The following is a 13026-nucleotide window of genomic DNA, read 5'->3' on the forward strand; positions in this document are numbered from 1 at the left end:
TGACGAGCCACGAAGCTACGGAAGTTCACCTTTACATCCTTGATGCAGGTCAAACAGCCCTTCCGCCGCCCGATTGATCTGCAGCAAAGCACGGCCCGCTCAGGCGTGAGACGAAAGCCATGCGCTACCTTCGCAGGGGAAAGCCAATGCATGCCTCGCAAGCAATGACTCATCCGGCCGTAACGGTGCCTGCCGACGCAACCGTATTTGCAGCTGCCGATATTTTGCTGGGATCTCGGATCAGCGCCGCCCCGGTGGTCGATGCCGATGGCAAACTGATCGGCATCGTGAGCGAAGCGGACTTAATGAACCGACCGGAAGTCGGAACCGTTCCGGCCAAATCATGGCTCCAACGCCTGCTTGCCGACGAGAGCCGCTTGGCGCGGGATTACATCCGCTCTCATTCGCATCGCGTGACCGACGTCATGACCAGGGAGGTCGTCACGGTCGGGGAGCACACGCCGCTCGCAGAGATTGCCGCTCTCTTTCTTCGTCATCGCGTCAAGCGCGTGCCGGTCGTACGCGATGGCAGGGTCATCGGCATCGTCAGCCGGGCCAACCTGCTGCAGGGGCTTCTCGCCTGCCAGCCGAACCCTGCGAGGAGTTCGGCGGAAGATGCCAGCATTCGAAAGAACGTGTACGCCGAACTGGCAAAGCAGCCATGGGGGTCTGGAATCACGAACGTCGTTGTCGACAACGGCGTGGTTCACCTCTGGGGGAGCGTCGCCTCCACCGACGTGAAGGATGCCGTCCGCGTGACCGCCGAGAATGTCGGCGGCGTCCAGCGCGTCGTGAACAATGCCATCGTGGAAGCCAGCCTCTACTTGCCAAGCTAGCTCCTGCGGTGTGGTCGGCATCCTGCATGCCGGTCGAGCGACTTGACCTGAATCAAGGTCCTCCATCGGCTTGCCGTCAGACTATCCTCATCGGACAAACGCCACAGAGGATCAGCCAATGAGCCTGAAACGAATTCGCCTCGAACTAGCCCGAAATGCGGAGTTTCCCAATGGCAGCTCCCAACACGGCTATGAATTCATCGCGCCACTCGACGCGAAGGGTCATCTCGACTCTGCCAGTTGGCCCAAGGCGAAGGCGGCTTGTACCGTCCGGCGTTTCTGGAACGGAAATCCCGACGAGCACGGCACGCTGATCCATCGCAAAAACGGCAGCTGGGCCTTCTCCTACGAAGTCGGAGAAGAGGACGACGAGCCGATCTTTCGATTTGATCGGCACCTGTTCGTAGAAGGCGAGTACGTGACCGTGACCGAGCATGATGGCATAGCGCGACCCTTTCGCGTCGTGCACGTCGCACCCGCCATCCTGCGCAGCTGATCGATAGGCTCGGCTGTCCAAGGCGCGCCATTCATTGCTTTGCGATGAAGCGCGCCTGCGTCGATTCTCGTCCATATTTGGAAGCCCGCGCACGAGCTGAGAGCGCTCGGAGGCAATGGATCAGGGAGACATGATGCCTGGGCGCATCGTAACACTCACCATCAACCCCGCTGTCGACCTGGCGTCCCAGGCGGCGTCTGTAAAACCTGGCCACAAGATTCGGACCTTCGGCGAGCGTTACGACGCGGGTGGAGGCGGCATCAACGTCGCAAAGGTCGTCTGCGAACTGGGCGGCGAAACGCTGGCTCTCTTTGCGTCCGGCGGTGTTACGGGACGATACGTCGAAGAGATGCTGACGACAGCCAACGTGCCCTGGCAATCGGTTCGGATCGCGGGCGCCTGTCGGGTCAGCGTCACGGTACGCGACCAGTCGAAGGAACAGGAGTATCGGTTCGTACCGCGAGGCCCCGAACTCACAGCGGCCGAATGCGCTGACATCCTCGGCACCCTCGAAGAGATCGAAGCCGATTGGGTGGTGGCGAGCGGCAGCCTGCCGCCAGGCGTGCCAACCGACTTTTATGGGCAGGCGGCCAGGATCGTCAGAGCGCGTGGGATGAACTTTGCACTGGACACGTCCGGCGCCGCGCTCGTGAGCACGCTTGGCCAGGGCATTTCCTTGCTGAAGCCCAGCCTGTCGGAACTTGAGATGATCGTCGGCAAGGAAGTACGGAGTCTTCCCGCCCAAATGGCGGAAGCCAAACGCTTGGCCGAGGATGGCGCCGCCGAAATGATCGCGCTTACCCTGGGGGCAGCCGGCGCCATATTGGCAACGAAGGACTGTGTCATCCGCTTGCCCGCTGCTGCGGTCTCCGAAAGAACAGGTGTCGGGGCCGGCGACAGCTTCCTCGCCGGCCTGGTATTCGGCCTTGTGGAACGACGATCTCTCAACGAAGCGTTACGGCTGGGTCTGGCATGCGGCGCGTCCGCGGTCCAAGGCACCGGAACAGCGCAGGTCCGTCGTGCCTCTATCGAGGCGCTGCTCGCATCGGGACCATCACCCGTTCCGCGTCAGCTCTCGTTCCCCAGCCACTAGCCCCTCGAAGCTACGCGAGCTTGGGTGAATGGCGCGCCCGGAAGGAGTCGAACCTCCAGCCTTCTGATTCGTAGTCAGATGCTCTATCCAGTTGAGCTACGGGCGCACACATCCGGACGCCCCGATGAGGGCCCCCGGCGAAGAGGGCGCACCCTAATGAAACTGCCCCTTCGTTGCAAGCCACTCCGTACAGGCGAAAATCACGCCCGGGAATCGCTGCCGGCGGCCCCCAAGCCATTCTGGCAACAGGAGAATTGCCGCCGAAGGAGCCCGCTCCCCAGAGTGCGGCGTTTCGCGTAGAGTTGCCGCATGGCCTTTCGCCTCCTCGCTCTCCTCGGCCTGGTCTTCGGCCTTGCCATGCCTGCCATGGCGCAGGTTTCGTTGTCCGACGAAGCCGCCATCCGCGAGACGATTCAGGCTCAGGTCGACGCCTTCCGCCGCGACGATGGCGAGGCGGCGTTCGGCTTCGCCTCGCCCACCATCCGCAGCCTGTTCGGCACGGCGGTCACGTTCATGGACATGGTCCGGCAAGGCTACCGGCCGGTCTATCGGCCACAGGTCTTCGAGTTCCGCGAGATCGTCACCCTGCATGGTCTCGTCACGCAGAAGGTCCACGTCGTCGGACCGGACGGGCGGCCCGTGACCGCCTACTATCCGATGTCGCGCCTGCCCGACGGAAGCTGGCGCATCGAAGGCTGCTATCTGCAGGCACCGGACGAACATCAGGCCTGATCTATCGTGACCCGCGTTTCGCCCAAGGTGCTGGGCCTGCTCGGCGCCCTTACCCTTGTGTGGGGCACCAACTGGCCGCTCTTCAAGATTGCGCTCGACGAGCTGCCGGTCTTGACGTTCCGGACGATCGTGCTCGCCGCCGCCGTGGTCATGCTCACTCTGATCCTCCTGATCCGCGGCGAGAGCTTTGCGGTTCCGAAAGGGAAGTGGCTGCCGCTGATCGTGGCGGCGGCGATGAACATCTTCGTCTGGAACATCGCGACATCGTTCGCTGTGCTCTACATCCCGTCCGGACATGCATCGGTGCTGGCCTACACCATGCCGCTCTGGGTGGCGGTGATCGGCTTCGTGGTCTTCCGCCAGAAGCTCACCGGCCGTCTGCTGGCGGCCATCCTGATCGGCGCCGCCGCGGTCGTGGCGCTGATGCTGCCCAACTTCCAGAGCTACGCCCAGGCGCCGCTCGGCCTCTTCTGGGGGCTGTTCGCGGGATTCTGCTGGGCCATCGGCACCTTCGTGGTGAAGCGCACGACATGGCCAGGCATGGGCCTGTCGCTCACCTTCTGGCAGGTCCTGCTGACCTTCCCGCCGATCGCGCTGGGCGCCCTCTTCATCGACGGCCTGCCGACGCACTGGCCCTCCACCAAGGCGCTGGTCGCCACGCTCTACACCGGCTCGATTCCCATGGCGCTGGGCACCGCCACCTGGTTTGCTCTGGTGAAGCTGCTGCCGGCGCAGGTCGCCGCCCTCTCCTCCATCGCCATTCCCATCGTGGCGATCGTGAGCGGCATCCTGATTCTGAATGAACCGCTTTCCACTCTGCAGGCCGTGGCCATCGCCTCGACGGTGATCTCGCTTTGGCTTGCCCTGACCCCCGGCAAGGAACGCTAGGTTGTCTCGCGTCGGATAATTCCTACATTGGCAAGGGGCTTGGAGGCCCAAGCAAATGAATAGAGGGAATTCCAGAGACTGGATGTGGTCGGAAGCGCTGCAGATGCTGGCGCAGGCCGAACGGCTGCATGGCCAGGTGTTCCGGCCGCAGCGTGCCGCGACGCGCGTTGCGACATGGGAGCCGCCGATCGACATGCTCGAGACGGAGCAGCAGGTGTTGGTCCTTGCTGCCCTGCCCGGCGTCGACGTCGCCCAGGTCGAAGCCGTGATCCAGAACGGCACGCTCGTCATTGCCGGTGAACGGAAGGTCCCGGAAGAACTGAGAACCGCCACTATCCATCGCCTGGAGCTGCCGCAGGGCCGCTTCGAGCGCCACATCGAGCTGCCGGCCGGCGTCTACGGCGACGTGAAGCGATTTGCGATCAACGGTTGCCTGGTGGTTACTCTGGCCAAGGCCGGCGGACGGAGGGTGCGGCCATGACTCCGCAAGATGATGCAGCACGCACCGAAATTCTGACCGCGGCAAACAAACCCGCGGCCACGCCGCTGCCTGCCGACGCCATGATCGTCGTGCCGGTGCGCGACCTCGTGCTGTTCCCCGAACTCGTGTTCCCCGTGAGCGTCGGCAGGCCTTCGTCGGTCGCCGCGATCCAGCAGGCCGTTCGCGAACAGCGCCAGATCCTGCTGGTGCTGCAGCGCGAGGCCCAGAAGGAAGAGATCGTGCCCGCCGATCTGCACCAGGTCGGCACGGTGGCCAATGTCCTGCGCTATGTGACCACGCCCGACGGCAACCATCACATCGTCTGCCAGGGCGTGCAGCGCTTCCGGATCACCGATTTCGTCGACGGCCATCCCTTCCTGATGGCGCGCGGCCTGCATCTTGCCGAACCGACCACGACCGGGCCGGAAGTGGAGGCGCGCTTCCTCGTCCTGAAGCAACAGCTCAACGAAGTGCTCGACCTGCTGCCGCAGGTGCCGCAGGAGCTGCGCCAGACGGTCGAGGCCACGACGTCGGCCGGCACCCTGGCCGATCTTGCCGCCTCCTATCTCGACTCCAAGCCGGCCGAGAAGCAGGAAGTGTTGGAGGCGGTCGACCTCGTGCCGCGTCTCGACAAGGTCACGCAGCTTCTCGCCAAGCGGCTCGAGGTGATGCGCATCTCGAGCGAGATCGGACGCCAGACCAAGAGTTCGCTCGATGCCCGCCAGCGCGAGATCGTGTTGCGCGAGCAGATGGCGGCGATCCAGCGCGAACTGGGCGAGGACGATTCAGGCAAACAGGCCATCGCCGATCTCGACAAGGCGATCACCGACGCCAAGATGCCGCCGGAAGCGGAGACGGCCGCGCGCAAAGAGCTGCGCCGCCTGCAACGCACGCCCGAGGCATCGGCGGAACACGGCATGATCCGCACCTACCTCGACACCTTGATCGAGTTGCCCTGGGCCCTGCCCGAGCCGCAGCCGATCGACATTGCCGAGGCACGACGCGTACTCGACCACGACCATTACGGTCTGGAGAAGATCAAGAAGCGGATCGTCGAATACCTCGCCGTACGCAAGCTGGCTCCCGAGGGCAAGGCGCCGATCCTGTGCTTCGTCGGCCCGCCCGGGGTCGGCAAGACTTCGCTTGGCCAGTCGATCGCCCGCGCCATGGGCCGCAAGTTCTCGCGCGTGAGCCTGGGCGGCGTGCACGACGAGGCCGAAATCCGCGGCCATCGCCGCACCTACATCGGGGCCCTGCCCGGCACGATCATTCAGGCCGTGCGCAAGGCGGGCTCGCGCGACTGCGTGATGATGCTGGACGAGATCGACAAGATGGGCAGCGGCGTGCACGGCGATCCCTCCGCGGCGATGCTCGAGGTCCTCGATCCCGAGCAGAACGGCACGTTTCGCGACAACTATCTCGACGTGCCGTTCGATCTCAGCCGCGTCGTCTTCATCGCGACCGCCAACATGCTGGAGACGATCCCCGGCCCGTTGCGTGACCGCATGGAGATTATCTCGCTCACCGGCTACACCGCGGGCGAGAAGCTCGAGATCGCCAAGCGCTACCTCGTGCGCCGCCAGCTCGAAGCCAACGGCCTGACGGCCGAACAGGCCGGCATCGACGACGCGGCGCTGCGGCTGATCATCGACAGCTACACCCGCGAGGCTGGTGTACGCTGGCTCGAACGCGAGATCGGCCGTGCGTTGCGCCATGTCGCGGTCGAAGTGGCCGAAGGCAAAACGACCAAGGCGCAGATCGGCACGGCCGACATCGAGAAGCTGCTGGGACCCGTTCGCTTCGAGAACGAAGTCGCGATGCGCACCAGCGTGCCGGGCGTGGCGACGGGGCTTGCCTGGACGCCGGTCGGCGGCGACATCCTGTTCATCGAGGCGACGCGCTCGCCTGGCAGCGGCCGGCTGATCCTGACCGGCCAGCTCGGCGAGGTCATGCGCGAGAGCGCCCAGGCCGCGCTCAGCCTGATCAAGAACAAAGCCGCTGCCATCGGCATCGACCCGGCATCGTTCGAGAAGACCGACATCCATGTGCACGTGCCGGCCGGCGCCACGCCCAAGGACGGGCCGAGTGCCGGCGTGGCGATGTTCATGGCCCTGACCTCGCTGATGACCGGCCGTACGATCCGCAGCGACACGGCGATGACAGGCGAGATCAGCCTGCGCGGGCTGGTGCTGCCGGTTGGCGGCATCAAGGAGAAGGTCGTGGCTGCCGCCGCAGCCGGCATCACGCGCGTGATGCTGCCCGCCCGCAACAGGCGCGATTTCGACGACATCCCCGAGGAAGTCCGCAAGACGCTCGAGTTCATCTGGCTCGAGAAGGTCGAGGATGCGGTCGAACAGGCCCTGTCGCCGAAGGCAGATTGACGTCAGCCCAGCTCCAGGCTGGTCACGCCGTACAGGCCGGCATAGTTCACTTCGGGGTCGGCTCCGGTGTACATGCGCGCCGTCTCGAACGACGGCTTGAGCCCCATCCCCTCGGCGAGCGTCACCGCCGCCTTGTTGCGATCGGGCACGTCGATCGCGACCGCCGCGGCGGCGGTCTTCCGTGCCAGGGCCGAGACGAGACCGCCGGCTATTTCCGGCGTGGCCGCGAACAGCGGTCCCACGCGCGACGCCGCTGCTGAACGACGCATCACGGCAAAGCCCGCCAGCTCGCCATCGCGCAGCGCGACCATGGCAGCCCGCTCCGGGAGCGAAATCCACGAGGCCAGAAACGCGTCCCGCGCTTCGGGAAAGAAGGTGCGGTCGTAGGCAGCGAGCCTGTCGAAGGCGATGCTGCGCGCATCGGCGAGGGTGACGCCGGCCGGTGCGGGAATCGCAGGCGCAGCCCCCTCATGGCGGATGTTGTTCCAGGCCGGCCGAAAGCCCGACTTCTTGTAGTTCCCCTGCTGGGCCACCACACCGTCGAGGCCGACATTGCGCCCGGCGAGCCGCGCCATGCCGGCCCGCCAGATTTGGATGCCATAGCCCTTTCCACGGATCGTCGGTCGCGCAATGTAGAAACCCAGGAAGCCGAAGCCCTGACCGTACTTCACGACCGAGATACAGGCCTGTGGTTCGCCGTCGAGACGGCCGATCAGAAAACCGCCGGGATCGGCGGCAAAGAAGGCGTGCGCGTCGGTCTTGCCAGGGTTCCACCCTTCAGCGTCGGCCCACAGGGCCATACGCTGAACATCGTCGGCGCTGCCGACCGCGATCTCGAAGCTCATGCGTACGAGATTACTCCGCTGCCTTCGCCGTGGCTGCGAAAAAACGGTTATCGGGCCGCGGCAGGCCGAGATTTTCGCGCAAGGTCTTGCCCTCGTATTCCTTGCGGAACAGGCCACGGCGCTGCAGTTCCGGCACGACCTTGTCGACGAAGTCGTCGAGGCCGCCCGGCAGATAGGGGAACATCACGTTGAAGCCGTCGCAGGCTTCCCCGACCAGCCATTCCTCCATCTGGTCCGCGATCATCTGCGGCGTGCCCACCATACCCAGCCCGCCATAGCCGCCAAGGCGGCCCGCGATCTGGCGCACCGTGAGGTTCTCGCGCTTGCCCAGCTCGATGACCCTGTCGCGGCCGCTCTTGCTGGCCTGCGTTTCGGGAATGTCGTCTGGCAAGGGCTTGTCGGGGTCGAATTTCCGGGCGTCGATGCCAAGCGCGATCGAGACGGCGGCAATGCCGCTGTCGTAGTTCACGAGGCTGTCGAGCCGAGCGCGCTTCTCCTTCGCCTCGTCGAGCGAATCGCCCACGACCACGAAAGCACCGGGCAGGATCTTGATATGGTCGGGGTTGCGTCCGACCCGCGCCGTGCGCGCCTTCACGTCGGCATAGAATTCCTGAGCGCCCTTCAGCGGTCCGCCGGCAGCAAACACGACTTCGGCGGTTTCGGCTGCGAGCTGGCGGCCGGCATCGGAGGCGCCGGCCTGCACCACGACCGGCCAGCCCTGGACAGGCCGGGCGATGTTGAGGGGGCCACGCACCTTCAGATATTTGCCCTTGTGATCCAGGACATGCAGGCGTGCGGGATCGAAATAGATGCCGCTCTCCACGTCCCGGATGAAGGCATCGTCGGCCCAGGAATCCCACAGCCCCGTCACCACGTCGAAATATTCACGCGCGCGGGCGTAACGCTCGGCATGGGGCATCTGGTCGTCCATGCCGAAGTTGAGCGCCGCATCGGGGTTGGAGGTCGTGACGAGGTTCCAGCCCGCCCGGCCTTCGCTGATATGGTCGAGCGAGGCGAAGCGCCGCGCAATCGTATAGGCAGGCTCGAAGGTGGTGGAAGCCGTGGCGATCAGACCGAGATGCCTAGTCGCCATGGCCAGCGCCGGCAGCAAAGTCAGCGGATCGAAGGACGTGACTGTGGCACTCCTCTTCAGCGCTTCCATCGGCATGTTCAGCACAGCCAGATGATCGGCCATGAAGAAGGCGTCGAACTTGCCGCGCTCCAGGGTCTGGGCGTACTGCACCAAGGCCTTGAGGTTGAAGTTGGCGTCCGGCGTGCCGCCGGGATAGCGCCAGGCGGCGGTGTGGATGCTGACGGGGCGCATGAAGGCGCCGAGGCGGAGCTGACGTTTCTGGGTCATGGCGCCTAATCTTGCCCTCGGCCCACGGACCGACAAGGCCCGCTCGGACGACAAGAACTCATCCAACGAGTAATTTCTCGCCTCAAATGATGGCCGGGTGCTTTTTGTCCGTTCCGGCTGCCCGCTCCCAGGCCCGCGCCACCGCGAACACGGTAGCCTCGTCGAAGTAGCGACCGACGAACTGCACGGAAACCGGCAGGCCGCCCGCCGACAGGCCGGCCATCATCGCCAGCGCCGGATGGCCCGTGACGTTGAACGGCGTGCGTGCCTGCCGTGGATAGGTGCGGTCGACCTCGGCCGGCTGGTCGATGCGGCAGGCTGGATCCATCGAGCTGGCACAGAGCAGCACATCGACCTCGCGCAAGGCTGCCTCGACCTCGGCGATCATCTCCAGCCGCCGCCGGCTCGCCAGCACATAGTCGCCGGAACTCATGAAGGCGCCGGCCATCAGGCGGCGGCGCGACAGCATGCCGTAATCCTCCGGCCGCTCGCCGAGCCAGGGCGCATGGATCGACCAGGCCTCGCTTTGCAGGATCACGCGATTGACGGCGCCGAACTCGCCAAGCGTCGGCAGCTTGACCGTATGAAGCTCTGCCCCTTCCATCTCCAGGGTGCGCGCAACATGTTCCAGCCCTGCCGTGACCTCGGGATCGGCCGGCGTGTCGATCTCGTGGAAGTGCCGCACGAAACCCACGCGCAGGCCGCGCAGGCTGCGTTCGAGACCCGCCGCATAGTGGCCGCGCGGCGGCGCGGCGCTGCCGGGATCGAGCGGATCGTGACCTGCGATCGCTTCCAGCATCAACGCGTTGTCGGCGACGGTCCGCGTCATCGGCCCGACATGGTCGAGCGTGAAGGAGAGCGGAAAGACGCCCCGGCGCGAGACCAGGCCGTAGGTCGGCTTCAGACCGACGATGCCGCAGCAACTTGCCGGATTGCGCACGCTGCCGCCGGTGTCTGTGCCCAGCGCCATGGGAAAGAGGCCCGCAGCGACGCCCGATCCCGAGCCGGAAGACGAGCCGCCGGGATGATGATCGGTATTCCAGGGATTGCGCGCCGGCGGCCAAGGCAGGTCAAAGCTCGGTCCGCCGATGGCGAATTCGTGCGTGGACAGCTTGCCCAGCACGATGGCGCCCGCGCCGCGCAGCTTCTCGACGCAGACGGCATCGGCCGCCGCGACGTTGTCTTCGAGGATCTTCGAATGGCAGGTGGTCGGCAGGCCGGCGACGTCGATGATGTCCTTGATGCCGACCGGCACGCCGTGCAGCGGCCCGCGCAGGCGACCGGAGATGGCTTCGGCCTCGGCGGCCTTGGCCGCCTGCAGCGCCGCCTCGCCGTCGACGCGGATGAACGCATTGAGTTTGGGATCGAGCCGTTCGATGCGATCGAGCAGTGCCTTGGTGAGATCGACAGGCGAAAGCTCGCGAGTCGCAATGGCGCGCGCGGCCGCGCCTGCCGTCATCCAGTGGAGCTCGCTCACAGGCCGATCCCCGCCCGCATCGGCGGCCACGGTTCCGCTTTCGGATCGGCCGGTCGCTTGATCTTCTGCGCGACATCCGCCGCCTGCTTCGCCGAAGCGGCGACGTCGTCGGGAAATTGCGCCAGTGCCTTAGCAAGGCCGGCACGGCGTGCCAGCAACTCGATCGTTTCCTTGTCCACCTGATCACTCCTCCCAATGGCGCGAGGTCAGCATGAGTCGTGCCGGCCGTCCATCCATGCCATACAACGGCCGATCAGCAGCTTAAGGGGAACAGCTTGGCGGTAGAACACACGACAGCAATCTTCGTGGCCGAGCTGATCCTGTTATTGTTCTTCGGGCGTATGATCGGCGAAGGCATGACCCGGATCGGCCAGCCTGCCATTTTCGGCCAGCTCCTGGCGGGCGTGCTGCTCGGTCCCTCGGTATTCGGCGCTCTGCTGCCGGAAGTACGCCAGGTCATCTTCCCCAACACGCCTGCCCTGAAAAGCATGATCGATGCCGTATCGCAGATCGGCATTCTGCTTTTGCTTCTCCTGACCGGCATGGAAACCAACCTGGCGCTGGTGAACCGCAAACGACGCGCCGTGATCTCAACGTCGTTGATGGGCATCGCGATCCCCTTCGCTTGCGGGGCGGCGCTGGCCTATGCGTTGCCGACCGAACTGATCCCCAATCCCGCGGCACGGCTGGTCACCGCGCTCTTTCTCGGCACGGCGCTCTCGATCTCCTCGGTGAAGATCGTCGCCATGGTCCTGATGGAGGTCGGCGCCATACGGCGCGACCTCGGACAGCTCATCCTCGCCACGGCCATCCTCGACGACACGCTGGCCTGGGTGATCATCGCCGTCATCTCGGGCATTGCCGCCTCGGGAACCGTGAGCCTGGCCGATGTCGGGACCAGCCTGGCCCTGACTGCGCTCTTCCTGGCGGCCAGCCTGACGATCGGACGGCGTGCCGTCGCCTACATCATCCTGTGGTGCAACGACAATCTCCGGATCGAAATGCCGGTCATCAGCGCCATCCTGGTGATCACGCTCTCCATGGCACTGACGACCGAGCTCATCGGCGTGCATACGGCACTCGGCGCCTTCATGGCCGGCATGCTGATCGGCCAGTCGCCGATCCTGACGGAACATATCGAGGGCGAGCTGCGCGGCTTCATCATCGCCTTCTTCAGCCCGGTATTCTTCGCCGTCGCCGGCCTCGGCATGGACCTCCGCACCCTGCTCGACCCGACCCTGCTGCTGTTCACCCTGGCCATCATTGCCGTGGCGAGTGTCGGCAAGTTCCTGGGCGCCCTGGCCGGCGGCAAGCTGGGCGGGCTGACCGCCTTCGAGTCGCTGGCGCTGGCTACCGGCCTCAACGCTCGCGGCTCGACCGAGGTCATCATCGCGACCATCGGCCTGTCGATGGGCGTGCTCAGCAACCAGCTCTATACGATGATCGTCGCGATGGCCGTGGTCACGACCATGATCATGCCGCCGACCTTGCGCTGGGTAATGGCCCGCGTGCCGCTGCGCGACGAAGAGGCGAAACGGCTCGACAAGGAAGACGCCGAAGCGAACCAGGCCGTTCCGAAGATGGAGCGCGCCCTGGTCCTGGCCGACGACGGCGCCAACGGTCAATGGGCGACGACGCTGGCCGGGGTCTTCGCGGGCCGCCAGAAGGTTCTGACGACGGTTCTCGAAACATCGCGCGAGGCTGCGGCGACAACGATACCCTCGGCCAAGGACCGGCTGGTCGCTGCGATAAAATCGACACTGGACAATGGCCAGCCCGCGGCCCCTCCGGGTGCGCCCGCTGCGCCGAAGCCAGTCCCCGAACAGTTCGTCCAGACACGCCCGCTTACGGCCGAAGACAGTCTCGAAAAGGAAGTCGCCAAGGGCTACAGCATCGCCTTCGTCGGCATCGAGGAGCCCATCTCCTCGCAGGCGCCGAAATTCCAGGATCAGCTTCAGCGGCTGGTCTCCACCTTCGACGGGCCGATGGCGATTCTGGTGAATGGCAATCGGGCCTTCTCGAACGTCGGCAAACCGCTCGACATTCTGGTGCCCACGGGAGGCAGCCCGGAGGCCCGCCTCGCCACCGAAGTTGCCTTGGCGCTCGCCGGTGGCAGCGGGGGCACGCTGACCGTGCTGCACGTCTTCGATCCGAACGACGACACGATGCTGTTGCGCGGCCGCGCCCGGCGACTGGGCCTCTCCCTGTTGGTGGACGCGCGGCGGCTGGGCAAACGCAGCGGCGTGCCGGTCAAGGGCCTGACCGAGACGAACAGCCATCCGGACGCCGAGATCCGCCGGGCCGCTCGCCGGGGGCGCCACGATCTCGTCGTCCTCGGCACCTCCCTGCGAACGGGCAACACCAGATTCCTGAGTGCCCGCAGCGTCGCTTTGATCGAGGCCCTGCGCAGCCCCGTGCTGCTCGTTGCCCGCTGACG

12 protein-coding genes and 1 tRNA gene are annotated in these 13026 nt (G+C 65.5%); 8 read left to right on the top strand and 5 right to left on the bottom strand.

The genetic code is table 11. The annotated features are described in order from the left end of the window. Nucleotides 1-119: 119 nt before the first annotated feature. The 3 genes from BN60_RS22705 to BN60_RS22715 all read left to right on the top strand — a co-directional run bounded on the left by BN60_RS22705 (nt 120) and on the right by BN60_RS22715 (nt 2425). On the top strand, nt 120-836 hold the full coding sequence (locus BN60_RS22705; RefSeq protein ID WP_083856246.1) for a CBS domain-containing protein: 717 nt from the start codon (nt 120-122) through the stop codon (nt 834-836). Between the two features lie 118 nt (nt 837-954). Beyond that, entirely contained in the window at nt 955-1332 is a 378-nt protein-coding gene (locus BN60_RS22710) for a hypothetical protein (RefSeq protein ID WP_020698460.1), read from the top strand. Between the two features lie 115 nt (nt 1333-1447). Continuing rightward, nucleotides 1448-2425, top strand: a complete 978-nt coding sequence (locus BN60_RS22715; protein WP_020698461.1) for a 1-phosphofructokinase family hexose kinase — start codon at nt 1448-1450, stop codon at nt 2423-2425. 29 nt (nt 2426-2454) lie between these two features. On the opposite strand, the gene BN60_RS22720 is transcribed toward BN60_RS22715, so the two are convergent. Beyond that, nucleotides 2455-2531: transfer RNA gene (locus BN60_RS22720), tRNA-Arg, on the bottom strand. A 203-nt stretch (nt 2532-2734) separates the two neighbouring features. On the opposite strand from BN60_RS22720, the gene BN60_RS22725 reads away from it, so the two are divergent. From BN60_RS22725 to lon, 4 genes are all read left to right on the top strand, one after another. Further along, entirely contained in the window at nt 2735-3157 is a 423-nt protein-coding gene (locus tag BN60_RS22725; protein ID WP_020698462.1) for a DUF4864 domain-containing protein, read from the top strand. A 6-nt stretch (nt 3158-3163) separates the two neighbouring features. After that, entirely contained in the window at nt 3164-4045 is an 882-nt protein-coding gene (locus BN60_RS22730) for a DMT family transporter (RefSeq protein WP_020698463.1), read from the top strand. 55 nt (nt 4046-4100) lie between these two features. Further along, nucleotides 4101-4526: an Hsp20/alpha crystallin family protein gene (locus BN60_RS22735; RefSeq protein ID WP_043284254.1), complete on the top strand. Its 426-nt coding sequence runs from the start codon at nt 4101-4103 to the stop codon at nt 4524-4526. An 80-nt stretch (nt 4527-4606) separates the two neighbouring features. Beyond that, nucleotides 4607-6907, top strand: a complete 2301-nt coding sequence (gene lon, locus BN60_RS22740; RefSeq protein ID WP_425357829.1) for an endopeptidase La — start codon at nt 4607-4609, stop codon at nt 6905-6907. Between the two features lie 2 nt (nt 6908-6909). Here the strand turns inward: lon and BN60_RS22745 are convergent, their stop codons facing one another. The 4 genes from BN60_RS22745 to BN60_RS22760 form a co-directional block, all read right to left on the bottom strand. Further along, nucleotides 6910-7752 carry a GNAT family N-acetyltransferase gene (locus BN60_RS22745; RefSeq protein WP_020698466.1) on the bottom strand — a complete coding sequence of 281 codons (843 nt, stop codon included), beginning with the start codon at nt 7750-7752 and terminating at the stop codon, nt 6910-6912. 10 nt (nt 7753-7762) lie between these two features. After that, entirely contained in the window at nt 7763-9112 is a 1350-nt protein-coding gene (locus tag BN60_RS22750; RefSeq protein ID WP_020698467.1) for an LLM class flavin-dependent oxidoreductase, read from the bottom strand. A gap of 82 nt (nt 9113-9194) precedes the next feature. Further along, a complete protein-coding gene (locus BN60_RS22755) occupies nt 9195-10589 on the bottom strand; it encodes an amidase (protein WP_202949833.1) in 1395 nt (464 codons plus the stop codon). Beyond that, complete coding sequence (locus tag BN60_RS22760; RefSeq protein WP_020698469.1) at nt 10586-10768, bottom strand: hypothetical protein; 183 nt, start codon at nt 10766-10768, stop codon at nt 10586-10588. Before BN60_RS22760 ends, BN60_RS22755 begins: the two co-directional genes overlap by 4 nt. A 96-nt stretch (nt 10769-10864) precedes the next feature. On the opposite strand from BN60_RS22760, the gene BN60_RS22765 reads away from it, so the two are divergent. Continuing rightward, nucleotides 10865-13024: a cation:proton antiporter domain-containing protein gene (locus BN60_RS22765; protein ID WP_148283509.1), complete on the top strand. Its 2160-nt coding sequence runs from the start codon at nt 10865-10867 to the stop codon at nt 13022-13024. Nucleotides 13025-13026 lie beyond the last annotated feature (2 nt).

Origin of the sequence: Reyranella massiliensis 521 (assembly GCF_000312425.1) — a bacterium.
Classification (GTDB): Bacteria; Pseudomonadota; Alphaproteobacteria; order Reyranellales; family Reyranellaceae; genus Reyranella; species Reyranella massiliensis.

What these genes read in the sequence shown, in the direction of transcription:
- BN60_RS22735 (WP_043284254.1), top strand. Translation starts at nt 4,101, where the DNA reads ATGAATAGAGGGAATTCCAGAGACTGGATGTGGTCGGAAGCGCTGCAG.
- BN60_RS22705 (WP_083856246.1), top strand. Translation starts at nt 120, where the DNA reads ATGCGCTACCTTCGCAGGGGAAAGCCAATGCATGCCTCGCAAGCAATG.
- BN60_RS22750 (WP_020698467.1), bottom strand. Translation starts at nt 9,112, where the DNA reads ATGACCCAGAAACGTCAGCTCCGCCTCGGCGCCTTCATGCGCCCCGTC.
- BN60_RS22745 (WP_020698466.1), bottom strand. Translation starts at nt 7,752, where the DNA reads ATGAGCTTCGAGATCGCGGTCGGCAGCGCCGACGATGTTCAGCGTATG.
- BN60_RS22725 (WP_020698462.1), top strand. Translation starts at nt 2,735, where the DNA reads ATGGCCTTTCGCCTCCTCGCTCTCCTCGGCCTGGTCTTCGGCCTTGCC.
- BN60_RS22715 (WP_020698461.1), top strand. Translation starts at nt 1,448, where the DNA reads ATGGATCAGGGAGACATGATGCCTGGGCGCATCGTAACACTCACCATC.
- lon (WP_425357829.1), top strand. Translation starts at nt 4,607, where the DNA reads ATGATCGTCGTGCCGGTGCGCGACCTCGTGCTGTTCCCCGAACTCGTG.
- BN60_RS22710 (WP_020698460.1), top strand. Translation starts at nt 955, where the DNA reads ATGAGCCTGAAACGAATTCGCCTCGAACTAGCCCGAAATGCGGAGTTT.